Source organism: Alkalinema pantanalense CENA528, from assembly GCF_050753345.1.
Taxonomy (GTDB): Bacteria; Cyanobacteriota; Cyanobacteriia; order Leptolyngbyales; family Leptolyngbyaceae; genus Alkalinema; species Alkalinema pantanalense.
Map to the genome: position 1 here is coordinate 46,397 of NZ_JBLZFX010000006.1, position 24,157 is coordinate 70,553.

The following is a 24,157-nucleotide window of genomic DNA, read 5'->3' on the forward strand; positions in this document are numbered from 1 at the left end:
GCATGCGTATGCAAATACATTAAACACGATCGAACCCTCTTGAACGTTCGATCGTGCTTCTAAATATCTAATTTCAATCTCAACTGAATCTATTGATTCGACCTACTTGATTCAGTAATCTCCATTGAGGATTGTTAGATGAGGCTTGTCAGAATTACAAAGACATTCGCTTCTAACAAGCCCCTCAGCGATCGCTATCGACCAATGCCGACATACCGGAATCCAAAGCTTTCCAAAAGCGCTTGATCCAAGAAGTTACGGCCATCAATAATGATGGGAGAAGTCATGCACTTGGCCATTTTGCTATATTCCAAGTGTTGGAAGTCTCGCCATTCCGTTACCAGAACCAGCGCATCACAACCATCCGCCAAACGCTCTGGATCAGTTTCCACCACGACATCCGAGAGACCATGGCGCATCCCCGTTTGGGAAATAATCGGATCATAGGCTTTGACTTTCGCCCCAAGACGAGTCAAATTCTCAATCAACACCAAGGCGGGGGCATCTCGCAGGTCATCGGTATCGGGCTTGAAGGTCAATCCCAGTAGCCCAACGGTTTTCCCTTTGAGAATTTTCAACACCTGTTGCAGCTTCTCAATCACAACCATTTTCTGGCGTTCATTGACACTTACAGCAGCTTTAAGCAACTGGGTTTCATAGCCATAATCATCGGCAGTGTGGATGAGTGCTGAAACATCCTTCGGAAAACAGGAGCCACCCCAGCCCAAACCAGCATTTAAGAACTTACTACCGATACGGGAGTCTAACCCAATCCCCTTAGCAACTTGCGTCACATCTGCACCAACCCGATCGCAAACGTTGGCCACTTCATTGATAAAACTAATTTTGGTGGCTAGGAAAGCGTTGGCGGCATACTTAATCATTTCCGCAGAACTCAGATCTGTCACCACAACGGGCACCGGAGACAAATCTTTCTCTTCAGCAAACTCCCGGTTGATAATGGGGAGATAGAGTTGCTGCATGAGGCCAATACCTTTCTCACTATTGCCCCCCAACACAATCCGATCGGGATTGAAGGTGTCATAAACCGCAGACCCTTCCCGCAAAAATTCCGGATTGCTAACGACATCAAATTCCGGTTCACTCAGGCTGGGCCGACTATCTGCTACCCCAACACCTGCTAAAACGGGTTCTACTGCCTGTTGTTCCGCCACGCCATCTAAAACCAGCATCCGAACCCAATCTCCAGAGCCGATCGGAACCGTTGATTTGTTCACAATCACTTTGTAGCCGCTTTCCCGCTTCAGATTGGCCCCAATCCCGCGAGCAACCGCTTCAACATAGCGAGTGTCACTTTCCCCAGTGGGTAAGGCAGGGGTTCCCACCGCAATGAAGAGAACTTGTCCGTGATCAACCCCCGCTGCCAAATCTGTAGTAAACTCCAACCGACCCGATTGAATAGAAGCTTGCATAATCTCCGACAATCCCGGTTCAAAGATGGGAGATTGTCCAGACTTCATCAGGTTCACTTTGGCTTCATTATTGTCCACACAGATGACATGATGCCCTACGTGAGCAAGACAAGCACCTGTAACCAAGCCCACGTATCCTGTACCAATCACACAAACACGCATAGAAAGTCCTCAAAGGGAAAGTTACAACAACAACAAATCACGAAGGCGTTACTGAATCCGTTTGTTTATCTCAGCTGAGTAACCCTTCGCTAATACCCTTTCGTTAATAGCGTGCCCCCAAAATCCTGAAACTAGCGAGAGCCTTTTTCATCGCCTTTGGGGGCCAGTTTGGCTAGCGACTCAGCAAAGCAGCAGCAGCCACCCGATCGCCCAACCGTTGCCGAAAATCTTCGATCGTGTAGTGTAAGCCTTCCTTCAAAGGCACCTTTGGTTCCCAGTCAAGATAGGTCTTAGCACGGGTAATGTCCGGTTGACGGCGGCGGGGATCATCCTGAGGCAGGGGTTCAAACTTTAAGGGTGCATCAGGATTGATCATGTCCTGGATCGTTTTTGCCAATTCTAGAATCGTGTATTCCCCTGGATTTCCCAAGTTGACCGGGCCAACGTAATCACTATTCATGAGGCGAATGAAGCCTTCAACCAAGTCCGAGACATAGCAAAAACTGCGGGTTTGCGAGCCATCGCCGTACACCGTCAAGGGAATGCCTTGAAGGGCTTGGACAATCAAGTTACTCACGACCCGACCGTCGTTTTCCAACATGCGGGGACCATAGGTATTGAAAATTCTCACCACTCGAATATCGACATCATTCTGGCGATGGTAATCAAAAGCCAAGGTTTCTGCAACCCGTTTCCCTTCGTCGTAACAACTGCGAATGCCGATCGTATTGACGTTACCGCGATACTCTTCCGGTTGGGGATGCACTTCCGGATCGCCATAAATTTCGGACGTGGATGCCAAGAAAAAGCGAGCTTTCACCCGTTTTGCTAGTCCCAACATGTTGAGTGTTCCCATCACATTGGTTTTAATGGTTTTGACAGGATTGTACTGGTAGTGAACGGGCGATGCTGGACAGGCCAAGTGGTAAATTTGATCCACTTCTAAGCGGATCGGTTCCGTTACATCATGGCGAATCATCTCAAAATTAGGATTTCCGAGCCACTGGCCCACATTGTGCTTATTGCCTGTATAAAAGTTATCGAGACAGATCACTTCATGACCAGCAGTCATCAACCGATCGATCAAGTGGGAGCCAAGGAAGCCTGCGCCGCCTGTCACTAAAATTCGCATAGTTGTACGTTGTAAGGGTTGTGAGTACAGATTCTGGTCATCCCATCCTTAATCCGGTCAACTCGCCAGAAAACGCGAGCCTCGGAAAGTCCATGATGGAATGGATATCAAGGCAAGTTTTGGCCTCAGGGGTTTCTGAGGCCGAACTCTCACAGCAATATCTCAAATCAATCCCGATGACACAGGCAACCTAGCATAAGGTGTCACCTGTGTCCGCCCTTCAAGAATAATTTATGAAAGCTTGATGAAGTCAACAGTGAAATCGACTAGCCCTTATTTTCTTGACCAATCTTCAGAACTGCCATAAAGGCTTCTTGGGGCACATCAACCGTCCCGATCGCCTTCATCCGTTTTTTACCTTTAGCTTGCTTTTGCAGTAATTTCTTCTTCCGGGAGATATCCCCTCCGTAGCATTTAGCCAAAACGTCTTTGCGCAGGGCCGGAATATGTTCGCTAGCGATGACCTTACTGCCGATCGCCGCTTGGATGGGAATTTTGAACTGGTGCCGGGGAATCAATTCTTTTAATTTCTCTGTCAAAGCACGGCCCACACCATAGGCTTTGTCTCGATGCACGATCGTTGCTAATGGATCCACTGGATCGCCATTGATGAGAATGTCCAACCGTACCAGATTATTTTCTCGGTAGCCAATAAGTTGGTACTCCATACTGGCATAGCCCCGCGATCGGGACTTCATCTGGTCAAAAAAGTCCGTAACCACTTCCGCCAGGGGCAGTTCATAAATTAACGTGGTACGCCCCGGTGTCAGGTATTTCATGTCTTTGAAAATGCCTCGCCGAGTTTGGCAAAGTTCCATTAAGGTGCCAACGTAGGTTTCTGGGGTGATGATATCGACCTGAACGTAGGGTTCTTCAATTTTTTCGCGGTACTGGGGATCGGGTAAATGGCTGGGGTTGTCTATCAGTAATACTTCGCTTTTGATGGTGGTAACCCGATAGACCACCGAAGGTGCAGTGGTGATCAGGTCGAGGTTATACTCCCGCTCCAGCCGTTCTTGAACAATTTCCATGTGCAGCAGCCCGAGGAAGCCACAACGGAAACCAAAACCCATAGCGCTGGACGTTTCCGGTTCAAAGCTGAGGGCCGCATCATTGAGTCGTAACTTATCCAACGCTTCCCGCAGATCGGGAAACTGGTCGGCATCCGTGGGAAAGAGACCACAGAAGACCATGGGTTTAGCTTCGACGTAGCCTGGGAGCGGTGCGGGAGCTGCTTTACCCGCGATCGTAATCGTATCGCCGACGCGGGCATCACCCACCGCTTTAATCGAAGCTGCGAGGTATCCCACTTCTCCGGCATGGAGACTATCGACCCGGACTTGCGTGGGAGCGAGCACACCCAATTCGTCAATCACATATTCCTTCCCGGAGGCCATGAAGCGCACTTTATCGCCAACATTGACCACGCCATCCATGACGCGGAAGTAGACGACTACACCGCGATAGGCATCGTAGTAGCTATCGAAAACAAGGGCCCGCAGCGGTTGGTCGATCGTGTCTTGGGGCGGGGGAACTTTACGAACGATCGTTTCCAAGATTTCGGGTACACCAATTCCTTCTTTGGCGGAGGCCAAAATTGCATCGCTGCAATCCAAACCAACCACTTCTTCCACTTCCTCGCGAACGCGATCGGGCTCAGCCCCCGGCAAGTCGATTTTATTGAGAACCGGGATGATTTCCAGATTATGTTCCAAGGCCAGATAGACATTGGCCAGGGTTTGCGCTTCCACACCTTGGGACGCATCGACGACGAGTAATGCCCCTTCGCAGGCTGCCAACGATCGGGACACTTCGTAGGAAAAGTCAACGTGTCCCGGCGTGTCAATGAGGTTGAGGATATAGTCCTGACCATCCTGGGCTCGATATTTCATCCGAGCAGCTTGCAGTTTGATGGTGATGCCACGTTCCCGCTCTAAGTCCATGTTGTCCAAGAACTGCTCCTTCATCTCCCGCGCTTCCACGGTGCCAGTGTCTTGCAGGAGCCGATCGGCCAAGGTGGATTTGCCGTGATCAATGTGAGCGATGATAGAGAAGTTACGAATTCGGTTGACGGGTACGTCGGTCATAGGACTTTTAATACATCCAAAGTGAAAGCGAAACAAGTGAAAGCGAAACAAGGATTAGAAAAACATTTGCCACGAGGGCACAACCCATTAGAGCAGATTGCTTAAAATATTTTAACTAATGAAGGGTTCGGGGAACGATAAGTCCCCCGCGCTCCCCGTACTCAAGTAAGCATTGGGATAAATGGACTCCCTGCGCTGATTGAGGGAGGCAATGCCCTGAGAATCAGATTAGAGATGAGTTAACCACCAGCATTATGAGTTAACACTAGATAGAAGAAGCTTAAAACCAAAGCTCGAGTTGTCCTGATCCAAAAAAACGTTCCTCTCTACCGCTAGAGTTGGCAAACTTGAATTCATCGCCCTTACAATTAGTCATCCTTCAAAGATTGTGCTATGGCAGCTCCGATCGATTCCCCCGGTATCGTCTCGCCCACCACAAATCTTGGCACTTGCCCAGACTTGTACCATCGCCTATTAACCCGGATTGCTTGGAGCATTCGCCGCACCTTGGATCTCAAAACGATCTATCAGCAGACGGTAGATGGTCTAGGGCAAGCATTGGATGTGAGTCGTTGTTTGATTTATTCGATCGATCCCGATCAGTCTGTGGTGTTGGTGGAGGCCGAATATCACCAAGAAGGATTAAAGTCTTGGGTCAATACTGTGGTGAACTTAGCCCAAGATATCAGCTTTCAGACAGCCTTGGACAGTTTGCGCCCCACCCCTGCGGATGTCCACTTTGAAGTGAATGGATTGCTGGATGACTGTTGTGTCGTTGCCGATGCCATTCCCATCGAAGATGTGCTCTACGATCGCCTAGTTGTGGCAACGGGGCACCAGGATCAACCCAACGGCTTTATTGTGCTCTGTCGTTGCCATAAGACTCATCAACCGTGGACAGAGGCAGAAATCGGTTTTTTGGAAGAATTAGCCGATCAAGTGGGTACGGCGATCGCCCATGCTAGCTTGTTCCAGCAATTGCAACGGGTCAACCATAGCTTAGTCCGAAAACAAGAAGCACTAGAAGACGCCCGCGAGCGGGCGGAGGAAGCGTCTCGGCTCAAAAGCGAGTTTTTGGCTAATACATCCCACGAGCTACGTACCCCGTTGAACGGCATGATTGGCTTTTTGAAGTTGATCATGGATGGCATGGCAGATGATCCGGAGGAACAACGGGAATTCCTAGAGGAAGCCTTGAAGTCGGCGGAACATTTGTTGGACATTATTAACGACGTCCTAGATTTGGCCAAAATCGAAGCAGGTAAGCTCCAGATCGATCTCAGTCCAGTGAATTTAAACGAAGTACTGCAGCAACTGGAGCGATCTCAGGCCACCTCTGCCAAACAAAAAGGACTGACTTTCGATTTGCAAATGCCCAGCACCCATGATGAGGTGATTGTCTACGCCAACTACCAGCGGCTCTACCAAGTGTTAATTAACCTTGTGGGTAATGCGGTGAAGTTCACCCACGAAGGCGGCATCACTATCAGTACTGAGTTTGTCCGTAAAAAGACCACCGTGCAGAATCAGGAATGTCCCGGATTGGTCATGATTCGGGTGGCAGATACGGGAATTGGGGTCTCCTTGGAAAAACAAGATCGGCTGTTCCAGTCCTTTAGTCAGATTGATGGTTCCCTTACAAGACGTTATGGCGGCACAGGCTTAGGGCTGGCAATTTCTCAAACCCTCGTCCATGAGATGGGCGGTGAAGTCAATTTTTACAGCATGGGGGAAGGCTTGGGATCAACCGTAACGTTTACCGTGCCGCTGTTCCAAGAACCCGTCGCGATCGCAACCTAGCCCATGGCGTACAGGAACCTTGTTGAATCAAAGTTTCATTCAAGTTCAATCAAACTGGCCTGACCGCCCTAAGGAAAATGGGGCTTCAATCCGATTCGATCGCAGAATCAGGCTTGGGCCGATCGGTACTCCAAGCCCACCACACTGTTGTGCAATCACATTGATAGAATTCCTGGTACTTGCGGCCTTCGTCGGCATAGACAGGCGATCGACGGTTCAACCAGACCTGCTTGGCCTCTCGCGGAGATTTTGCACAAGCTGGGCATTGGAAGCCACGGGCATGAACCGCCGCTTCAGTCCAGACAGGGGGTACTAGAGAAAAAGCATCCATCGTTGGCAGCATTTTTGAGAGATTAAAATCAATTGACTGCAATTTTCCGCTGCAATCCTTTACTTCAGCGCCATCGTCATTAAACCTTGTTGACCTAAGAGAATTTCCCGTGCCAAGCTCAAAATTCCCACCCAGAGAATCGGGGTAATATCCACACCCCCGATCGGCTGAATCAACTTGCGTGTAATCACTAAAAACGGCTCGGTGGGCAGCGCCACAACATTGAACGGAAAGCGAGTTAAATCAACTTGGGGGTACCAGGTCAAGACAATGCGGAAAATGAAGAGAAAAATCATGCCTCCAAGACCAATTCCCAAGGCTAGATTAGCAACCTCTAACATGGACATACCTGTAGCGTCCTATTGGTAAATGTTCGTGAATGTAAAGCTTTGTAACTTTAATTGTACTTAATTATGCGCCGCCTAGGGCTTGCCCCTTGCCCCTAGCTCCGCAAACCCCTAGAATTTAGACAACTTGAATTATAAGGATTCCGGGATCGAATTATGACGCCATCTTTAGCAAATTTCTTCTGGGGCTTACTGTACGGAGCAGTTGTTGTTGGTGGGATTTTGGCCGCTGTCATTCTTGTTAGCCAACAAGATAAAATCTCTCGCTCATAGTCTAGTTGATCTCGCTAGGGTGGTCAGGGGATGTCCCGATTACTCCGGCTTTCAATCTTTTCCGTATGAGCCTCAGTGTACGATCGTGCGTCGATCGTGGGCTGAGGTTTTTTGTATGGTGGCAACTTTCCCGCGCCGAGTGCCCTGCAAGTCGCTAACATAGAACAGATTCTTTCTTGCTGAACCAGCATTTATCCTGACGAGGAATTCATTGTGAATTTCGGTACTCCCGTTCCACTCCTACTAGGTATTATTCTGATTCTGTTTGCGGTTTTTCTGTTCTTTTTGGAACGGTTTAAGCCGGGATACAAACGGGATTCGGATGTAGTCTATGCGTTTTTGGCGCTTTCTGTAGGAATTTTGTCGCTAGTCGATCTAGGTGCAACGCTGCAGCATTCCTTGCAGTCAGTAATTTTTACAGGGATGTTTGTTGCCTTAATTATTGAGTCGATCGGTAAGCGCACTCCGGATAATACACCTAAGTCGGGGGGAGGGCCTCGAGATTATGATTTGCCACCTCGGAATTATCGCGCTGGGTTCGAAGAGAATTATGGTGCCATGGGGGGACTGGACGATCGGGAACCTCGCCGCCAAGTGCGGGGCGATCGCCGAGATGATTTGGATGATCGCAGCAGTCGCCGTCGCACAGAGCGCGATCGCTATCTAGAAGATCGGCCTCCGTCCCGCCGTCGGGCTCGGCCAGAGGATGACTACCCCACAGACTTGCCTACGATGGATGCGCCCCGCCGCGATCGTCGCGAGTCGAATAGCTGGGAAGATGAACCACCTGCCCCCCGGAGTATTCCATCTCGTTCCAGCGCACCTGATCTGAGTAATCGAGGGATCACTACGGATGAGGTGGAAGTGCCCCGTCCCCGCCGCCGTCGTCCGGTAGAAGATAGCAAACCCCGGCGATCGCCTTCCGATGAGCCGCCTGCGGATTATGTTGATTTTCGGCCTGTGGAACCCCCACCGCCTAAGGAAAGCTGGGGGCCTACAGCGGACGAAGCTTAGCAACTTAAGATGAAAGCTCAGAGATTTCTGGGCTTTTTTTGTGGAAATTTCAGGCTGGATTGGGAACCGATTGCAGCCAATGCCAGTAGAAAATATTAGGACATCATTACAGCCTTAAAACCCCCATGGATCGGATTGAACTGACGAATATTCGTTGCTACGGCTACACTGGATTTCTGCCCGAAGAAACCGTTCTAGGACAGTGGTTTGAGGTGGATTTATCGATCGCGGTGGATTTGACGATCGCAGGGCAGACCGATGATCTGAACGACACTCTAGATTATCGTCAAGTCATTGAACAAACAAAAGCGATCGTGAAACAAGCCAAATTTGCCTTAGTAGAACGGCTGGCAACAGCAATCGCAGACAGCATTCTAGCCCTTCCGAGGGTTCATGAAGTGCGCGTCCAGCTGCATAAACCTGCTGCCCCCATTCCTGACTTCGGCGGAAAAATTACGATCGACATTACCCGCCAACGATCGTCCTGATTAACAATCGTCTTAATAATTTCCTATTGGCACTAGCACAAACTAGGTGCCCGCAATAAAGCGTTTTTCCAGAGTTCCTCGTCACAATTCAAGCATTTGCGAGCATGAAGTATTTGCTTAATTTCCTGCTCAGTTTCCTGTTCACAATCAGTCTTTCATTGCACACTATCACCCAGGCCAGTATGTCTCAAGCCAGTTTTACCTATCCAACCAGCAGAGTCACCAACCAAGTAGACAATTACCACGGGGTTGCAGTCAGCGATCCCTATCGCTGGTTGGAAGACGCAGATTCTGCCGAGACCCAAGCCTGGGTAGAAGCACAGAATAAAGTGACGTTTGATTATTTGGCAACGATTCCCCAACGATCGGAGATTCAAGCCCGTTTAACGGAACTGTGGAATTACGAAAAGTATGGCTTGCCGTTTAAGCGGGGCGATCGCTATTTCTATTACAAAAATGATGGGTTGCAAAACCAAAGTGTGCTGTACACATTGGAAACGTTAGACGCGGAACCCAACGTTTTACTAGATCCCAACCAGTTATCAGAAGATGGAACGGTAGCCCTTTCAGGCATTGCCATTACCGATGACGGCAAGCGGCTGGCCTACGGGATTTCTAAATCCGGTTCCGATTGGCAGGAATGGCAGGTACGGGAAATTGCTACGGGTCAGGATTTGCCCGATCGTATCCAGTGGGTCAAATTTTCCGGGGCCGCTTGGACAAAGGACGGCCAGGGATTTTTCTACGCCCGCTACGATGAACCCAACGAGCAAAGCCAATTTGCTGCGGTTAATTACTACCAAAAACTCTACTATCACCGTTTAGGCACACCCCAGGCAGCGGATCAGTTAATTTACGAGCGCCCGGATGAAAAGGAATGGGGCTTTGGTAACTATGTGACCGATGATGGTCGCTATCTGATTATTTCCGTTTGGCAGGGCACCGATCGCCGTAATTTGTTGTTCTACAAAGATCTGACCCAACCCGATGCACCTGTGGTGGAGTTAATTAACACCTGGGAAGCGAGCTATGGGGTGATTGAGAATGACGGATCAACCTTTTGGGTACAGACGGATCTGGATGCACCACGCGGTCGGGTCATTGCGATCGATCTGGCTCAACCGGACAAGGCCCATTGGCGGGAAATTATTCCCCAAGCTGAGGAAACCTTGCAGGGGGTAAATATCCTGAACAACCAGTTTGTGCTGACCTACCTGAAGGATGCCCGATCTCAGATCAAAATCCACGGGTTAGACGGCACCTACGTGCGAGAGGTCGTTCTGCCGGGATTGGGTTCCGTCGGCGGCTTTGGCGGCAAACGGGAAGAGACGGAAACGTTTTACAGCTTTACCAGTTTCGTGACGCCGAACACAATCTACCGCTACAACTTACAAACGGATGAAAGCACGGTCTTTAAACAGCCGCAGATCCAATTTGAGGCCGATCGCTATGAAACCCGACAAGTGTTTTACCTCAGCAAAGACGGAACCCAAGTGCCGATGTTCATCACCCACCGCAAGGGGTTGGCACTGAACGGCAAAAATCCGACCTTGCTCTACGGCTATGGCGGCTTTAATGTGTCGCTCACCCCGGCCTTTTCCGTGTCGAATTTGGTGTGGCTGGAGCGGGGTGGGGTCTACGTGGTGGCAAACCTGCGAGGCGGTGGCGAATATGGCGAAGCTTGGCATGAAGCGGGCATGAAACTGAAAAAACAAAATGTCTTTGATGATTTCATTGCTGCTGCGGAATGGCTGGTTGCCCAACGCTACACATCCCCCAAAAAATTAGCGATCGCCGGGGGCAGTAACGGTGGCTTGTTGGTGGGGGCTTGCATGATTCAGCGACCCGACCTATTTGGGGCAGCACTTCCGGCGGTGGGAGTGATGGATATGTTGCGGTTCCACAAGTTCACAATCGGCTGGGCGTGGATTTCAGAATACGGTTCACCGGAAAATCCGGGGGAGTTCCAAGCGATCTATGCCTATTCCCCGTTGCACAACCTAAAACCCGGCACCCACTACCCCGCGACGATGATTACCACCGCAGACCACGACGATCGGGTGGTGCCTGCCCACAGTTTCAAGTTTGCAGCAGCACTGCAAAAGGCTCACCAGGGGCCAAATCCGGTGCTGATTCGCATTGAAACGAAGGCGGGCCATGGCGCAGGCAAACCCACTACCAAACAAATTGAGGAAGCAACCGACAAGTGGAGTTTCCTACTTGCCAACCTTGGGGATGACTAAATCTCGTGGCTGCGTCTCGTCGTTAAAACGGTACCGTCTGGGAAAATTGCGATCGCTGCCAAGGTGTCGATTCCTGTGGCACGATCGCAAGTATTGCCTAACAACAGCCTAACTACTTGAAAAGGAGCCGTCGTAGTTATCCATGTCTGTAACAACGGGTTCTAAGGCAACTGACTGCGCCATTTCTCCGGGTTCTGAGAACAGTGGAAAACAGCATAAACAACAATGATTGTGTCTGAATACTCATAGAAAACCACGTAGGGAAAGCGCCGAGCGATCGCCCTTCGGTAGCTTTCGTGGGCGATCGGATACATTTCTGGGTTGCGTTGGATGAATTGAACACAAGCATCAACACAACGAAGAAACTCTTCACCTAAACCAAGCTCTTGATCTTCATACCATAGTGAAAGCCAGTGCCACATCTTGTTCTGCCTCTGGCTCAAGGATCAGATTTCTAAGCACCATGCTGCCTGTTGCGAATCCGCTCCTTCACCAATTCCCAAGAACTACCGGAGTTAGGGTTCCGCAGGTAAGCAGCCTTTCGTTTAGCAAGTTCTTCTTTTTGCCAGTCAAGTACAGGAACTTGTTCTGGAGATTGGGCTATACTGTCCCACAAATCTTCCAGCAGTTGCAATTTTTCTGAGAGGGTTAACTCAAAAACTTGAGTAAACTCTGTGTTCATGCTGATTTCACCATAGTGACAGGCAATCTGCTTCAAGTCTATCACTGGCCACAATATGTCTAGTCATGACGAATTGATGCAGTTTGGCTCTACGCTGCTAACTAAAATTTAGACTCATCAGGAAAAAAGCAGCACCGCAAAGTAGCTTAGGGAGAAAGGGGAGTAGTTAAGATTTGTCGAAGGAGGTATCTGGAGCATGGCGAACAGGGAGCACTTGGCAATCCTGAAGCAGGGAGTAAAAGATTGGAATGAGTGGAGGAAAGCTAACCCAGGTGTGAAGCCTGATCTCCGTAACGCCGATCTCAGTATGACTGACCTCAGTGATGCCGACCTCAGCGATGCCAACCTTCATAGGGCCATCTTAATAGGAGCTAATCTTGTTGCCAGTGATTTTCGAGGGGCAGAATTACAAGACGCAGTATTAATCGAAGCAAAATTTAGAACTAAGTTTAGTAGAGCCTCCTTTATTGATGCTTCCTTAGTTGGGGCAGATTTTCATGGTTCTGATCTTAGAGATGTTGAGTTTGGCAACGCATATCTGTTCTCTGCTAACTTAAGCCGTTGTAGTCTAAGGGGAACTGACTTAAGTTACGCAAATCTTAACAAGGCTAACTTAAGTAGAGCTGATCTTGCAGATTCAAACCTTACAGAGCTTCAAGCATTAGGGACTGACTTTAGTAACTCAACGCTTACTGGAGCCTGTATTCAGGACTGGAATATCAACATTGATACTAATTTGAATGATGTTACCTGTGATTATGTCTACTTACGGGAAAATCAGCAAGAACGTCGTCCCAGTGATCCCAACAGGAACTTTGCTCCCGGTGAATTCGCAGCTCTCTTCCAAAAGGTAATAGAGACCGTAGACCTCATCTTTGCAGACGGCATTGACTGGAAAGCATTCTTCCAGTCTTTCCAGGAGCTCCAAGCACAATATGCAGACCAGGAGTTATCCATTCAAGCCATTGAGAAGAAGGCTGCTGGTGCTTTTGTCATTCGATTAGAGACACCTGCTGTTGATGTAGATAAGGCAGCTCTTGAAAGTGCTGCCAAAGAGAAGTATCAGGCACAATTGAAACTGTTAGAAGTCCAATATCGCACTCAGCTCCATGCAAAAGACATTGAGATTGAGAGCTACAGGCGCGAAAGTGCCAACATGATAGAGATTACCAAGCTGCTTGCAAGTAGACCAATTAATATGGAGGCAAATTCCGTGTCCACTAGCCAATCATCATCGGGTGACACTTACATTAAAGCCACTAACTATGCACCCCATGGAATCGCTAGTGGGGGCACCTTTAATGACTACTCTCAGACCATCAACAACAACCTGGATGAGATTGGGCAATTAATCCGCACCTTGCGATCTCAGGCAGAGCAGTTCCCACAGGATGCCAAGATTAGTGTAGAGGTGCATCTAGGAGACCTGGCAGATGACCTCAAGCAACCTGAAAAGCGTGACCCTAACCGCATTAAGGTCAGATTAATGGCACTACTCGCGATCGCAGTGCAATTAGGGGGTGCAATTGCCACTGCTACTGATTTCAGCAACAATGTGATGGAGTTAGGGAAGAAGTTTGGTGTTGAGCTAGTGCAACCGTAAAGCCCTCAATAATCTTCATCCCCTTATCTAAATTGAAGTGCCCAAATTACCTTTCGATCGGTTGCTTTTGAGTCTCTAGCCATTGATCGCAAGCTGCTTGATTCCCTCTAAAAGAATCTAAAGTTGGAGTGATTCGGTGGGCTTCCTTAGACCATTCCATCTGCGGATCCAAAGGTCTGTATGCACAATAGCAAATGCATACAGCATCAAATCCACCCTCCTCAGGCAAGGGCTGCTCCGTTAAATACTCAGATACTCGAACAACCTCCCATCCACTATCCCTGAAGCGATCTCGATTCTCTGGGACGGTTTCAGTTAGTCGATAGCCAACTTCTGGCGAAGGCTTATTACTACAATCATAATGCTCTGCAATTGTGGTCACTAAAGAGGGCACTGAGTTCGCATTTGCCACTCGATAAAATGATTCTCCGAGCTTTGTACCAGTCTGTTGGCGATACCTCTGGATTTCCCCTCGATCGGCCTTGAAGATAATCAACTTACGCATTTCAATCCTCCTTGGAATCATCACTTTGAGTTCTGTCCATACGGGATTGCGGAAATTCGCAATAACCATCAAAGACGCAATCAACGCTCAAGATATCGCTAGATGTTGGCTCTACACGATTCAAACTCCAACTGTGACGATCTGCCATCTCTTCACAGCACTCTTCATCCGCTGCGGCATGACGAGTTTCATCTCTGTCCTCGTCGTATCTGGGTTTTGGCATACCTTAACAGCTCTTATTTTTTTCATGCAGAGACAAACAGGAAAGACTACTTTGATGAGAATCTAAATCAAACCTGTCTTCATCCACTTTAAAGGATTGTACCTCTACGCCACTGTGTATACCCTCTGCATTCTAGCCATTAATCCTTGAGGGTGCTGACGGTTAAAAGCTGTGGGGGCGTGGCATCGGGAGGATAGAGGAAATCCACCTCAACCAAACGCCGATCGCCGGCTGGTAACTTCAGGGTCACTAACGGCGAACCCTGTTGGCCGCGCCGCTGCACTAGGTGGACAAATTTCGTCTGTTTCACTCCTGCATCATCCTGGTATTGCACCCGCACCGTCCCTCGGAAGAAAATCTTCGGCTCCGGCGGATTGAAAAAGAGCGCTTCCTGTTTACTACGATCGTGCTTAATCGGCGTTTCAAACAGCAAGGCCACTTTCTGGGCTTGGCGCGTGTTGTTGTGTAACGGCAGGGTCAGACTGTACTGAATACCATAGTTGCCATTGGCCAGATAGGCCGTATCGGGATAGCGCACTAGCATTTTGGCGCTTTGAATTTGTCCAGTGCCAAAGGTACCTCGCGGTAGGGTACTAATGCCATAGGAAAAAGCCGTGCCAGGACGGGGAATCGTTAAGCGATCGCTCTTGGGAGAATCCGTTAACTTGGCCTGCCATTGAGACCCTTGGGCAACGCCAGCCACCCGACCATAGATCACCCGTTCCCGTCGTTCCGTCGGCGGCGTGGGAGGCAAATCCCTTGGTCCTGCCAAATTAGCCGTTAACGCAAACTGTTCCCATTCCGCCTGGGTGGGAATGCGCTCCGTTCCATCCAAATTGCGCGGTGCATACATCGCGAGAGAGGCCAAATACACCGGGCCACTACTGCGTAGCCGAATCATCGTCGATCGACCATTGGACGTTGGCGTCACTAGGCCAGCGGGAATCGGTAAATTCATCAACATGCGACTTTCCCCCGGTGGAATCACCATCCAAGTGGGTAAGCTGCCTTGGCGACGACCGCGCAGAATGTCACTCATCACCCGACTACCGGGGCCAGAAAACACCGTCCCGATCGGATCTTCTTGGTAATCTGGCAAATCAACAAATAAGGCATCGGGGCGGGTCAGATAGCTCGCGGCCTGCAAGACTTCGATCGTGACCGCTTGGGTCCCCGGATTTTGCACCAAAATGCCTTGAAAGAGCGATCGAATCTGGCTGGGTGTACTGGCTCGGCTAATGTGGTGGGAAAAGATGTCGAACCGTCCATTAAAGGCATAGTTCAGATGGGCTTTGGGAAACAACTTGCCCTCTGGCGGTAAGGTCGAAAGAAGAACCCCTTCATCCAAAACCATTTCTGGGCTATTACTGTTGAAAACAGGCACCTCGTCTAGTTGCCCCGGCAATGTCCGAATTTCTTGAACCTGGAGAATCTCTTGACGCGGTAGACTTTCCTGGGGGGCAATGTCTTCCTGGGGAGGCAAGACAAAAACCGGAGGAATCGGCCTTTTCGGCGGTTCTGGCACCTGAATCGGTGGACTGGTTGGCACAGGGGTCGGAACCGTCGGAATAGGTAGAGCTTGGGCGAAGGGAAATAAGGGAAAAATCATCAGACTCAAACCAGACTCATCCAATCTCAGGACTTCGGTAACATCAGACAACGGTTATCAACATCAGGCAAGTATCATCAAAAATTGTGATTACAAGTGGCTTGTTAAATGGTTTGATAGGGGTTTTGAATGGGATGTTTAGTTTCCGAGCCAGATATTATCCTTACTAATCAAAACACTATGCAGGCAAGAAATCCGACAAAAATGTCAGAAAATCCGCTGCAATCTCTGCCAAAGGGGTGGATAAGATCGTCCCAATGGGCAGCGATCGCCTATTGTATCAGCCTAGTGATCCCTCTTCAGTCTGCCCAAGCGGAAGCATTTTGTGACGGTAAGTATCGAGATGGCACTTTGAATGGCAAGCACACTTGCAATTTCCCCAGTGGCAACCGCTACCAAGGGGAGTTTCGGGATGGGCAACGGCAGGGGCAAGGTACCTTTACTTACGCTGATGGAACCCGCTGCGAAGGCGAGTTTCGCAAGAATTTTCTGAATGGCAAAGCAAACTGCCAGTACCCTAACGGCAATCGTTATGAAGGGATGTTTGTCAACAATCAGCGGCAAGGGCGCGGCACCTTCATCTATGCCAATGGCACCCGCTGCGAAGGCCAATTCCAAAATGATGCACTGAACGGGGCTGGGGTTTGCATCTTTCCCAGTGGGAGCCGCTATGAAGGATTATTTGACAATAACCTACGCCAAGGCAATGGCTCCTTCATCTATCCCGATGGAACGCGCTGTGAGGGATTTTTTCAGAATGGCACGATCGTTGGGATTGCTATCTGTACGTTAGCCAACGGCGATCGCTATGAAGGGGAAATGCGCAATAACCAATGGAACGGGCAAGGCACCTATACCTTTGCCAATGGGCAACAGGTCGTTGGGCGCTGGCGCAATGGGCAGTTTTTAGGCGAGCAGCCAAGTCGTAGACCGCCGAACACCCCTGGATTTATTCGATAAACGTCCATTGGTCAAAGGTAGCAGCCTGTCCACAGGGTTCGCCTTGCTCATCCACAACGCCCCACAAAATCACATTGTCAATCCAAAAGCGGCGGCCTGTGCGGGAAGTTCTAATCCCTCGGTAGTTGCTGACATACCCTTTCAGTTTTGCTTCTGCGAGAAGCTGTTCCCGATCGATGTGTTCACTGGGTTCAACGGACTTGCGTGACGGCAATTGGGTAAAGCTTTCCCAGTCAAATTCCCAAAGGTTCAACGCCTGCTGATTCCCGTAATTAAAAATTGGATCGGCTTCGGTGCCATGGGACACCACGACAAAGGGAGCCTCAAAGAGAGCTTGGGCGATCGTGTCTGGACTGCCTTGATTGACTAACAGCGATCGTCCAACCTGTTGTTCAAAGCTGTTGAGTAACCGCTGCACATGGCGCAGAATTTCTGGGGATTGCCAAGGTGCAGGATCGATCGTTGAAACTACAGTCATTGCAAAGAAGACGGGGAGTCCGCAAAATAACGTTCACAGCTATTATCACAGGCTGGATAGCGCGATCGATAGGTCTGCTGCCGTCGCCCAAACCAGTCGTAACGATGATCGCGAATCTGTAAATAAGCCCGATCGCCTAACCCTTTCATGCCCGGTATGCCCCGGTAGGCCGCTACAAAGATTGCGCCCAAGGGTAACAGACGACCAATCTCCTCCGCTGCCGCACTGCCCTGCCAGCGCTGGTTCAGATCAATTGGGTGGATCAGAATCATCCCCTGCTCACAATCTGCGGGGGCAACGCCATAGGTAGCGAGTCCCTCGGAATCCTGCATGGGGATGTACTGGAACTGTTGGCCCCGATCGAGGGTTTCTAGCAGTTGCACCAAGTTGGAGCAGAGGTTGCAGTTGCCGTCGTAGACGACGGTGTACCGCAGGGTGGGAGCGCGATCGATGTTCGCAGGCTTCACAGGATAATCCTAAAGTTGATCCAATTGGGTTTTCAGCGCTTCCAACTCAGCATCGATCGCCTTATCTTGGGGAGCAGCCTTTGCACCAGGTACCGGAGCGCCTGCGGTAGCTTGTTGAGGGAGTTGCTGTTGGGTCTGGGCAGAGGTACCGCCGAGTAACTGGGCTTTCATCGCTTCCAGTTCCAAATCTACATCGCCGGATTCCAGAGATAAAAATTGAGCTTCTAGGTTCGCTCCAGCCAGTTCTGCTGCGGCTTGGGAACGGGCTTCCATTTGAAGCACCTTATCTTCCATGCGCTCAAAGGCTGCCATGGCAGAACCTGTGCTCATGCTGTTAACGGTGGATTGCAGTTGCTCGTTGGCTTTGGCTGCCGCCGCCCGAGCCTTGAGCATGTCTTTCTTGGTTTTCGCTTCGGAAATTTTGCCTTCTAGGGCGATCAAATTCCGCTTCAGGGCATCGACCTGGGTAGCTTGCTGTGACAGTTGCTGACTCAGGGTTGTGGCCGCTTCCGTGAAGGATTTTTTGCGCATCAGGGCTTCCCGAGCCAAGTTTTCGTCGCCCTTTTGGAGTGCGAGTTGAGCCCGCTGTTGCCAAGTGTCGGATTCCCGTTGATTGTTGGCAACCTGCTGTTCCGTGCGCTTTTGGGTGGCGATCGCGGAAGCCACCGCCTGCTTCATGTTAACCAAGTCCTCCTGCATATCCATGAGAGCTTGATCCAAGATTTTTTCAGGATCCTCAGCCTTACTGACGGCATCATTCAGATTGGCACGAACAAGGCGGCTCACACGATCGAACAGTCCCATAATGCTTCCTTGTAAATTAGCTGTTAAGTTGGACGTTGATTGACAAAATTTGAATAGCTTCCTTTCCAGTCTAGGAAGTTCCGCGAAAAATCGGTACTCCTCTATTCAATTTCCGAGGACGGATTTCCGAGAACTTTATAGGGCGATCGCCGAATCGGTTATGCGTTGCCCTCTTGGTACCCCCCGATTAAGCACAGATCTGTGGATAGCAAAGTTCATACTGACAGATTTCATGCCCCATCCTTCTGAGCCCAATCCAGGCAATACCAACCACAATCAGAATTTCAAAGAATTGATTTCGACTTTTTTCTTAGAATTCTTGGAACTTTTTGTCCCAGAGCTTGCAGAAGCAGTTGATCCTGAGTCCATCAGATTTCTGCCCCAAGAGTATTTTGCGGACTTGGTAGGCGGCGACGAAAAAATTATTGATCTGCTGGTAGAAGTCAAGTTGGCCGGAGAAGACACCACATTTCTATGCCATATCGAAGCACAGTCTTATCGCGATTCTCAAATCGCTCGCAGGATGTTCTATTACCTAGCACGACTGCATCAGAACTACGTGAAGAATATTTACCCGATCGTTATTTTTTCCTTCGATTATCCCTATCGCGCAGAGAGTAATCTCTTTGAGATTGAATTTCCTCATTTGAAAGTCCTGGAATTTCGTTTTCAAGCCATTCAACTGAATCAACTGAACTGGCGAGATTATCTCGATCGTCCTAACCCAGTTGCAGCAGCCTTGATGGCAAAAATGAAAATCGCTAAACGCGATCGCCCCCAAGTCAAAGCCGAATGTTTGCGGCTTTTAGTGACCTTGAAACTTGACCCCGCCAAAACACGGTTAATCTCAAAATTTGTCGATACCTATCTGCGCTTGAATATCCAGGAAGAACAGAGGTTTCAAGCAGAAATTGATAGACTGGGCATAGCCGAAAAGGAGGCAATTATGCAGCTGACAACCAGTTGGGAAGAAAAAGGCATTGAAAAAGGCATTGAAAAAGAACGGCGATCGTTAATTTCTCTTCTTTTAAACCAAAAACTTGGACAACTACCTCCCCCGCTACAAGATCGCCTTGCCTCTCTTTCGCTGGATCAGTTAGCAGCCCTAGCAACTTCCTTGCTCAATTTCAACTCACTGGATGACTTAACGACTTGGCTAGACCAGCACCCTGTCTGACCGTCACCCATTGAGCCGTTTTTGACTTTTTCCTCAGGGTCGCGATCGCAGTGTCACCAGTTCTAAGGGCTGAATGTCTAGCGTCACAACTCCATTGCGTAGCATTATCTCAGCCTGTTCTTGATTACTGAGTTGCGCATTGCTGCGTCGCACTTGCAAGCGTGTTGGACTGCCACCGATTAATTCGTTAATTTTGAGCGTGACAGAAAAGGTTTGACGCGGATAGCCCGTTTGGTCATGGGGATCCTGGGAGTGACGACCTTCCTCAGAGGTGAAATTGGTGATCCCGATCGCCCAGCTTCCATCAGGGTTCCGAGCTACCGCCGCATTAATCCGGGGCTTCTTACCATAGGTCCAGACCATTTTGCCGTCCAGAGAACTTTCCACCGTGCGAAAGGTGGCACCGACCTCAAAGGTCTGACTCAATTGCTGCAAGTAGTCGTATTTCTTAAACCGCGTTAACCAAGTCCTTTGGGGCCGATCGGCTTCATACTTCATCAACCGAGTCGCATTGTCGTTTGGATCGGCCTGCGCCGCCCCGATAAACCAAATCCAATGGGTCACCCAGTGGTTCACATCGTTCAAAAAGCGCGCGGCCATGGAAGTCGCAATCATGGCGTTACCCGGCTCCTCTGGGCCGTTGGCTCCCGCTTCCGTTTGCCAGTAGGTTTTACCCGTGTTCCGCACCCGATCGACCATGGCCGGAGTCGCAGCCATGTTGTAGGAATGGGTCGCAATGCCCTCGATCGCGTTCCAAGCATCGGGATCCTGCTTCAAATCATCAATCAGTCTTTCGGCATACCCATCAGCATTGGAGCTTTCCGGCGCAATGATTTTGACTGCATTCAGTTTGCGCTGATCCAACGATCGCCGCAGTTGCTTCACCGCTTGGGCAATTTCGCCCTTGGAAAAATTGACATGATCATCGTTGGGTTCGTTCTGGATACCCGTTACGTTAATTTGAATGCCATAGCGATCGCGCACCTCTTGGATAAAATTCGCGATCGTCTCTGCCCAATCCACCAACTTATCGGGACGAATCCGCATCCCACCATCCCGCTTTTCCAGCAAATACTGCGGAACTCCGGTCGGCGCAAGCAATAGATTTTGAAGTTGTCCCGTTTGCTGAGCATCCCGCACCATTTGGAGATAGGGCTCGGTAAACATAGGGCGAAGTTGGCGCTGGCCGGGTTTCGGCGCGTAGACATCCATAAAGAACCAGAGGCGCAGCGTATTCAGCCGTAGGTCTTTCCACAGAACCTGCGAGAGCTCCTTCCGGCGGCCATAGGGCAACTGGGCATAGTCCTTCGAGACAATTTGACTCACACCAAAGCCACCAAATTTTTGCTGTTCCCCAGATTTCGCCGTTAGCATTACGCTGGCTAGTTTGGACGGAGGTGGGGGAGAGGATGCAGGCGATCGGCCCAGCAGACTCGCATTACAAGCAGTACCCAAGCCCAGCACGAGGAATCCCGCGATCGCCCAGCGGCTCCAGGCTTTCCACACCCAACGCATTTGCATAGGTTGTCTCGCAATTGGTGGTGGCATCTTACTGAATGGATATTTAGTAACCGTAACGATCGCGAGAGTTACCCAGGATATCAACCTGATAGCGTTCCGGAGACAGCAAAACCTGCAATCCACGGGCTTCACACAAGTTATGTAACACTTGCAAAGCCGCAAGCCAATGCTGTTGTTGCTCCTCCAAATCGGGACGGTTACTCTGAATATGCGCCAACAGTTGAGGAAACATGGCGTCCTTCCGTAAGCTGTCTAGAAATCCTTGCCAACCTAAACAAGCTAGACCATAGATCACTCGCTTCGTTAAGTGAGCATCAGCCGCAAAAATATAGCCACCATGGGGATCCACTTTACCCCGAGCAAAATCCCACGTTAGCGCCACATAGTCCCAAAAGTCTAAGCTGATTTTTCCAGAGGCTCGACTCACAATTCCTTTGGTTAGGGGCTCGTTGGTTTTGGGATTGATCACTACTTCTCCCGTCTTGGGATTCACGACGGCTTCTTGGTAATTGGTACAGTCAAAGTAAGTAAAGAGTTCTGCGATCGACTTGTGCTGCTCCTTAGCTAACTCTTGATCCATTGACTGTTGGCAAAAAATACTGTTTTGGCGATCGGCCAGGGAGCAACGGCGCTGTAAGTAGAGGTAATCCAAAAAGGGATTTTTCTCATTGGTTTCAACTAGATGGCTGTCCGTCGTCAGATTGAGAATTCCTGCTTTTTCCAGGCATTGTTTCCCCACATCGACCAAATCCCGCACCACTACATTTCCTAAACGATATCCCCCTGTACGGGTGCGGGTAGGGTAGGAGAAATAGTTAGCTGTAGTGGACGCCAATCGCAGAGCCATATCGCCTTCATTGGAAAACAAATAGGCTTCTTCAAATCGGCGCAATGACGATCGCAACACATTGGCCCGTCCAGTAATCAACGTTTCCGCAGGAATGTCTGGCGCAACTAGAACCAATCGTCCTAGGGAAAAAACATTCCCCACACCCGCAGGCGGAATTTTGCATTGGGCAACAAGGCTGAGACTCCCGATCGAACGGCGATCGAATACATCGGATAAAATTCGAACTGTATTGGTCACCACAAAGGCTCCCATACTATGCCCGACAAAGGATAGACGGATTTTGCGCCCGTTTTTTTGCCAGTAATCCTCCCGTTGATAACGCTCAGGTAAGTCGATCGACTCAACGAGTCGATCATCCAGATTACGAATCAATTCAACCAAATCAGCCACGCCATACTGATCAGCTCTAAAAACATCTCTAAAATAGCCAGACAATCTCAGAATAAATAGAGTCAGAATAGGAGACAATAAAGTTAATGCAATGAGTAAAAATATTGAAAATAATGCTAAAAGAAATAGAGAAGGAATTTGGCTGGAAAAGGCAAGAATAAAACTCAGTAGTCCGCCCACTGCACCTACGGCAATTCCTACCAAGGAAATAACATAAACACCTTTTGCAAACTTAGGTAACGATTCCCAAGCAAATAAACGCTTATCCGCAAATTTTCCAGATTCATCCCCCGAGATCTGTTCTGAAGACCATCGGTAGCCAATCACGACTAACCCCTTGGGGAATTGCGGATAATTCCGAGCAATGTATTCACAGGTTTCGCGATACCATCGGCGGACATTATCACGGCCAGTATTATAGCCATGAATCAAAATTAAAACTTCTGCGTCAGCATCTTTTTGTTTTAAGTAGTCCGTAATTTCTCGGATTTTATCCGCTGGACTCTCATCTCTGATTGAGATCGCATCCTCAACATTAATCGGGGCAGTACTGACTGCAAAATAGCAGGGGAAAGATACGGTGGGACTGACTCCCAATTGGGAAATCGACAGTAAGTGATAACTCATAAGTCGATCCAAAGCGATAGTTTGTTTTTCTGCAACCTATAGTGTATTCGTCTATAGTTGTCATGGAGACGCAATCTCCTATGAATCGTTACATTTTGCGATTCATTAGTTTTGAGTTTTTGAGCGTTAAACCTAGTTTGTTGAGTAGCAGACAATGATGGAGTGGCACATTTCCGATGCCCACAGCTTGGCGATCATCGATCGGGAAGTCGGAACCCATACCTTTACCCCGGCTGAATATGAGCTTGTCCGACGAGTCATTTACGCCACCGCTGATTTTGAGTACAAGTCTCTGATTCGCTTTTCGGAAACGGCCCTCCAGTCAGGTGCAGCAGCCCTAGCGGCAAGAACAACCATTATTGTGGATGTACCAATGGTGCAGGTGGGAATTTCCCAAAATATTCAACACACCTTTGCCAATCCCATCTACTGCGCCATGGAAACCCTCACCCGCCCCCAAAAAGAAAAAACCATGTCGGCCTGGGGCATTGAAACCTTGGCTCGGCGCTACCCTGAGGGCATTTTTGTGGTGGGCCAGTCCCAAACCGCCCTGTTCACCCTCGCAGAATTGATTGAAGCAGAGGAAATTCGGCCTGCCCTAGTGGTAGGAACCCCTGCTGGCTTTGTTGATGCAGATGTGGCCAAGCAACGTCTGCAAGATTCTTTAATTCCCCATATCCGAACGGAAGGCCGCAAAGGCAGTGCAGTGGTCGCAGCGGCACTCATGAATGGCTTAGTGGACATCGCTTGGCAAGCCTATGGCCAGCAAGAAACCTCAGCTAACAACTAAGTCATCGCTAACAAGTCAGTCATCGGCTAACAAGTCAGTCATCGGCTAACAAGTCAGTCATCAGACCCGAGGATGCTACAGAAGCGGCACCTCGGCTCTAGCTAGACAATGAGATGGAAGCGCCCTAGGGGAGACAAATTCGGTCGCAAAACCCACTTGAA

The 24,157-nt window shown here is 49.5% G+C and carries 25 protein-coding genes; 9 read left to right on the forward strand and 16 right to left on the reverse strand.

Annotated elements, in window-relative coordinates; all coding sequences use genetic code 11:
• Positions 1-194 precede the first annotated feature (194 nt).
• From ACN4EG_RS03580 to lepA, 3 genes are all read right to left on the reverse strand, one after another.
• Positions 195-1,595 carry a UDP-glucose dehydrogenase family protein gene (locus tag ACN4EG_RS03580; protein WP_431627806.1) on the reverse strand — a complete coding sequence of 467 codons (1,401 nt, stop codon included), beginning with the start codon at positions 1,593-1,595 and terminating at the stop codon, positions 195-197.
• 172 nt (positions 1,596-1,767) lie between these two features.
• Positions 1,768-2,727: a UDP-glucuronic acid decarboxylase family protein gene (locus ACN4EG_RS03585; RefSeq protein ID WP_431627807.1), complete on the reverse strand. Its 960-nt coding sequence runs from the start codon at positions 2,725-2,727 to the stop codon at positions 1,768-1,770.
• A gap of 266 nt (positions 2,728-2,993) precedes the next feature.
• A complete protein-coding gene (lepA, locus tag ACN4EG_RS03590; protein ID WP_431627808.1) occupies positions 2,994-4,814 on the reverse strand; it encodes a translation elongation factor 4 in 1,821 nt (606 codons plus the stop codon).
• A gap of 393 nt (positions 4,815-5,207) precedes the next feature.
• On the opposite strand from lepA, the gene ACN4EG_RS03595 reads away from it, so the two are divergent.
• The gene (locus ACN4EG_RS03595; protein ID WP_431627809.1) at positions 5,208-6,614 is read left to right on the forward strand and encodes an ATP-binding protein; all 1,407 of its coding nucleotides are present in this window, start codon (positions 5,208-5,210) and stop codon (positions 6,612-6,614) included.
• An 85-nt stretch (positions 6,615-6,699) separates the two neighbouring features.
• On the opposite strand, the gene ACN4EG_RS03600 is transcribed toward ACN4EG_RS03595, so the two are convergent.
• Together ACN4EG_RS03600 and ACN4EG_RS03605 are read right to left on the reverse strand one after the other, a co-directional pair.
• On the reverse strand, positions 6,700-6,945 hold the full coding sequence (locus ACN4EG_RS03600; RefSeq protein WP_431627810.1) for a hypothetical protein: 246 nt from the start codon (positions 6,943-6,945) through the stop codon (positions 6,700-6,702).
• Positions 6,946-7,004: 59 nt separating this feature from the next.
• Positions 7,005-7,292, reverse strand: coding sequence for a YggT family protein (locus tag ACN4EG_RS03605; protein WP_431627812.1), 288 nt, complete (start codon positions 7,290-7,292; stop codon positions 7,005-7,007).
• Positions 7,293-7,448: 156 nt separating this feature from the next.
• On the opposite strand from ACN4EG_RS03605, the gene ACN4EG_RS03610 reads away from it, so the two are divergent.
• The 4 genes from ACN4EG_RS03610 (at position 7,449) to ACN4EG_RS03625 (ending at position 11,310) form a co-directional block, all read left to right on the forward strand.
• Positions 7,449-7,565 carry a photosystem II reaction center X protein gene (locus tag ACN4EG_RS03610; RefSeq protein WP_431627813.1) on the forward strand — a complete coding sequence of 39 codons (117 nt, stop codon included), beginning with the start codon at positions 7,449-7,451 and terminating at the stop codon, positions 7,563-7,565.
• A gap of 213 nt (positions 7,566-7,778) precedes the next feature.
• Complete coding sequence (locus ACN4EG_RS03615) at positions 7,779-8,579, forward strand: Ycf66 family protein (RefSeq protein ID WP_431627814.1); 801 nt, start codon at positions 7,779-7,781, stop codon at positions 8,577-8,579.
• Positions 8,580-8,704: 125 nt separating this feature from the next.
• On the forward strand, positions 8,705-9,067 hold the full coding sequence (folB, locus tag ACN4EG_RS03620) for a dihydroneopterin aldolase (protein WP_431627815.1): 363 nt from the start codon (positions 8,705-8,707) through the stop codon (positions 9,065-9,067).
• A gap of 182 nt (positions 9,068-9,249) precedes the next feature.
• Positions 9,250-11,310, forward strand: a complete 2,061-nt coding sequence (locus ACN4EG_RS03625) for a prolyl oligopeptidase family serine peptidase (protein WP_431627816.1) — start codon at positions 9,250-9,252, stop codon at positions 11,308-11,310.
• Here the strand turns inward: ACN4EG_RS03625 and ACN4EG_RS03630 are convergent.
• Genes ACN4EG_RS03630 through ACN4EG_RS03640 form a run of 3 tightly spaced genes read right to left on the reverse strand, consistent with a single transcriptional unit; the run spans position 11,307 to position 11,992 of the window.
• Positions 11,307-11,465 carry a hypothetical protein gene (locus tag ACN4EG_RS03630; RefSeq protein WP_431627817.1) on the reverse strand — a complete coding sequence of 53 codons (159 nt, stop codon included), beginning with the start codon at positions 11,463-11,465 and terminating at the stop codon, positions 11,307-11,309. The two genes, ACN4EG_RS03625 and ACN4EG_RS03630, sit on opposite strands and share 4 nt — an antisense overlap.
• Positions 11,466-11,471: 6 nt before the next feature.
• Entirely contained in the window at positions 11,472-11,732 is a 261-nt protein-coding gene (locus ACN4EG_RS03635) for a type II toxin-antitoxin system RelE/ParE family toxin (RefSeq protein WP_431627818.1), read from the reverse strand.
• Positions 11,733-11,764: 32 nt separating this feature from the next.
• Entirely contained in the window at positions 11,765-11,992 is a 228-nt protein-coding gene (locus tag ACN4EG_RS03640) for an addiction module protein (protein ID WP_431627819.1), read from the reverse strand.
• A gap of 196 nt (positions 11,993-12,188) precedes the next feature.
• On the opposite strand from ACN4EG_RS03640, the gene ACN4EG_RS03645 reads away from it, so the two are divergent.
• A complete protein-coding gene (locus ACN4EG_RS03645) occupies positions 12,189-13,595 on the forward strand; it encodes a pentapeptide repeat-containing protein (RefSeq protein ID WP_431627821.1) in 1,407 nt (468 codons plus the stop codon).
• Between the two features lie 46 nt (positions 13,596-13,641).
• Here the strand turns inward: ACN4EG_RS03645 and ACN4EG_RS03650 are convergent, their stop codons facing one another.
• From ACN4EG_RS03650 to ACN4EG_RS03660, 3 genes are all read right to left on the reverse strand, one after another.
• On the reverse strand, positions 13,642-14,100 hold the full coding sequence (locus tag ACN4EG_RS03650) for a hypothetical protein (protein ID WP_431627822.1): 459 nt from the start codon (positions 14,098-14,100) through the stop codon (positions 13,642-13,644).
• A 1-nt stretch (position 14,101) separates the two neighbouring features.
• Positions 14,102-14,323: a hypothetical protein gene (locus ACN4EG_RS03655; protein WP_431627823.1), complete on the reverse strand. Its 222-nt coding sequence runs from the start codon at positions 14,321-14,323 to the stop codon at positions 14,102-14,104.
• 139 nt (positions 14,324-14,462) lie between these two features.
• The gene (locus ACN4EG_RS03660) at positions 14,463-15,983 is read right to left on the reverse strand and encodes a DUF3370 domain-containing protein (RefSeq protein ID WP_431627824.1); all 1,521 of its coding nucleotides are present in this window, start codon (positions 15,981-15,983) and stop codon (positions 14,463-14,465) included.
• 129 nt (positions 15,984-16,112) lie between these two features.
• On the opposite strand from ACN4EG_RS03660, the gene ACN4EG_RS03665 reads away from it, so the two are divergent.
• Positions 16,113-16,892, forward strand: coding sequence for an MORN repeat-containing protein (locus ACN4EG_RS03665; protein WP_431627825.1), 780 nt, complete (start codon positions 16,113-16,115; stop codon positions 16,890-16,892).
• On the opposite strand, the gene ACN4EG_RS03670 is transcribed toward ACN4EG_RS03665, so the two are convergent.
• From ACN4EG_RS03670 to ACN4EG_RS03680, 3 genes are read right to left on the reverse strand one after another with little or no spacing between them, the layout of a single operon-like run.
• Positions 16,882-17,370, reverse strand: a complete 489-nt coding sequence (locus ACN4EG_RS03670) for an MEKHLA domain-containing protein (protein WP_431627826.1) — start codon at positions 17,368-17,370, stop codon at positions 16,882-16,884. The genes ACN4EG_RS03665 and ACN4EG_RS03670 overlap by 11 nt on opposite strands.
• Positions 17,367-17,837, reverse strand: coding sequence for a thiol-disulfide oxidoreductase DCC family protein (locus ACN4EG_RS03675; RefSeq protein ID WP_431627828.1), 471 nt, complete (start codon positions 17,835-17,837; stop codon positions 17,367-17,369). Before ACN4EG_RS03675 ends, ACN4EG_RS03670 begins: the two co-directional genes overlap by 4 nt.
• Before the next feature lie 9 nt (positions 17,838-17,846).
• Positions 17,847-18,641: a PspA/IM30 family protein gene (locus tag ACN4EG_RS03680; RefSeq protein WP_431627829.1), complete on the reverse strand. Its 795-nt coding sequence runs from the start codon at positions 18,639-18,641 to the stop codon at positions 17,847-17,849.
• A 232-nt stretch (positions 18,642-18,873) separates the two neighbouring features.
• Between ACN4EG_RS03680 and ACN4EG_RS03685 the strand changes: the two genes are divergently transcribed.
• Positions 18,874-19,818: an Rpn family recombination-promoting nuclease/putative transposase gene (locus tag ACN4EG_RS03685; protein ID WP_431627830.1), complete on the forward strand. Its 945-nt coding sequence runs from the start codon at positions 18,874-18,876 to the stop codon at positions 19,816-19,818.
• Between the two features lie 33 nt (positions 19,819-19,851).
• Here ACN4EG_RS03685 and ACN4EG_RS03690 read toward each other — a convergent pair whose 3' ends face one another.
• Both ACN4EG_RS03690 and ACN4EG_RS03695 read right to left on the reverse strand, forming a co-directional pair.
• Positions 19,852-21,339, reverse strand: a complete 1,488-nt coding sequence (locus ACN4EG_RS03690) for a glycosyl hydrolase (RefSeq protein WP_431627832.1) — start codon at positions 21,337-21,339, stop codon at positions 19,852-19,854.
• A 43-nt stretch (positions 21,340-21,382) separates the two neighbouring features.
• Positions 21,383-23,206 carry a hypothetical protein gene (locus ACN4EG_RS03695; RefSeq protein ID WP_431627834.1) on the reverse strand — a complete coding sequence of 608 codons (1,824 nt, stop codon included), beginning with the start codon at positions 23,204-23,206 and terminating at the stop codon, positions 21,383-21,385.
• 154 nt (positions 23,207-23,360) lie between these two features.
• Here ACN4EG_RS03695 and ACN4EG_RS03700 point away from each other — a divergent pair, with 154 nt between their 5' ends.
• Positions 23,361-23,996, forward strand: coding sequence for a precorrin-8X methylmutase (locus ACN4EG_RS03700; RefSeq protein ID WP_431627835.1), 636 nt, complete (start codon positions 23,361-23,363; stop codon positions 23,994-23,996).
• Positions 23,997-24,157 lie beyond the last annotated feature (161 nt).

Excerpts from the sequence above, each read along its gene's own strand:
- ACN4EG_RS03580 (WP_431627806.1), bottom strand. The coding sequence starts at position 1,595 with ATGCGTGTTTGTGTGATTGGTACAGGATACGTGGGCTTGGTTACAGGT.
- ACN4EG_RS03585 (WP_431627807.1), bottom strand. The coding sequence starts at position 2,727 with ATGCGAATTTTAGTGACAGGCGGCGCAGGCTTCCTTGGCTCCCACTTG.
- lepA (WP_431627808.1), bottom strand. The coding sequence starts at position 4,814 with ATGACCGACGTACCCGTCAACCGAATTCGTAACTTCTCTATCATCGCT.
- ACN4EG_RS03595 (WP_431627809.1), top strand. The coding sequence starts at position 5,208 with ATGGCAGCTCCGATCGATTCCCCCGGTATCGTCTCGCCCACCACAAAT.
- ACN4EG_RS03600 (WP_431627810.1), bottom strand. The coding sequence starts at position 6,945 with ATGGATGCTTTTTCTCTAGTACCCCCTGTCTGGACTGAAGCGGCGGTT.
- ACN4EG_RS03605 (WP_431627812.1), bottom strand. The coding sequence starts at position 7,292 with ATGTCCATGTTAGAGGTTGCTAATCTAGCCTTGGGAATTGGTCTTGGA.
- ACN4EG_RS03610 (WP_431627813.1), top strand. The coding sequence starts at position 7,449 with ATGACGCCATCTTTAGCAAATTTCTTCTGGGGCTTACTGTACGGAGCA.
- folB (WP_431627815.1), top strand. The coding sequence starts at position 8,705 with ATGGATCGGATTGAACTGACGAATATTCGTTGCTACGGCTACACTGGA.
- ACN4EG_RS03625 (WP_431627816.1), top strand. The coding sequence starts at position 9,250 with ATGTCTCAAGCCAGTTTTACCTATCCAACCAGCAGAGTCACCAACCAA.
- ACN4EG_RS03635 (WP_431627818.1), bottom strand. The coding sequence starts at position 11,732 with ATGTGGCACTGGCTTTCACTATGGTATGAAGATCAAGAGCTTGGTTTA.
- ACN4EG_RS03640 (WP_431627819.1), bottom strand. The coding sequence starts at position 11,992 with ATGAACACAGAGTTTACTCAAGTTTTTGAGTTAACCCTCTCAGAAAAA.
- ACN4EG_RS03645 (WP_431627821.1), top strand. The coding sequence starts at position 12,189 with ATGGCGAACAGGGAGCACTTGGCAATCCTGAAGCAGGGAGTAAAAGAT.
- ACN4EG_RS03650 (WP_431627822.1), bottom strand. The coding sequence starts at position 14,100 with ATGCGTAAGTTGATTATCTTCAAGGCCGATCGAGGGGAAATCCAGAGG.
- ACN4EG_RS03655 (WP_431627823.1), bottom strand. The coding sequence starts at position 14,323 with ATGCCAAAACCCAGATACGACGAGGACAGAGATGAAACTCGTCATGCC.
- ACN4EG_RS03665 (WP_431627825.1), top strand. The coding sequence starts at position 16,113 with ATGCAGGCAAGAAATCCGACAAAAATGTCAGAAAATCCGCTGCAATCT.
- ACN4EG_RS03670 (WP_431627826.1), bottom strand. The coding sequence starts at position 17,370 with ATGACTGTAGTTTCAACGATCGATCCTGCACCTTGGCAATCCCCAGAA.
- ACN4EG_RS03680 (WP_431627829.1), bottom strand. The coding sequence starts at position 18,641 with ATGGGACTGTTCGATCGTGTGAGCCGCCTTGTTCGTGCCAATCTGAAT.
- ACN4EG_RS03685 (WP_431627830.1), top strand. The coding sequence starts at position 18,874 with ATGCCCCATCCTTCTGAGCCCAATCCAGGCAATACCAACCACAATCAG.
- ACN4EG_RS03690 (WP_431627832.1), bottom strand. The coding sequence starts at position 21,339 with ATGCAAATGCGTTGGGTGTGGAAAGCCTGGAGCCGCTGGGCGATCGCG.
- ACN4EG_RS03695 (WP_431627834.1), bottom strand. The coding sequence starts at position 23,206 with ATGAGTTATCACTTACTGTCGATTTCCCAATTGGGAGTCAGTCCCACC.
- ACN4EG_RS03700 (WP_431627835.1), top strand. The coding sequence starts at position 23,361 with ATGATGGAGTGGCACATTTCCGATGCCCACAGCTTGGCGATCATCGAT.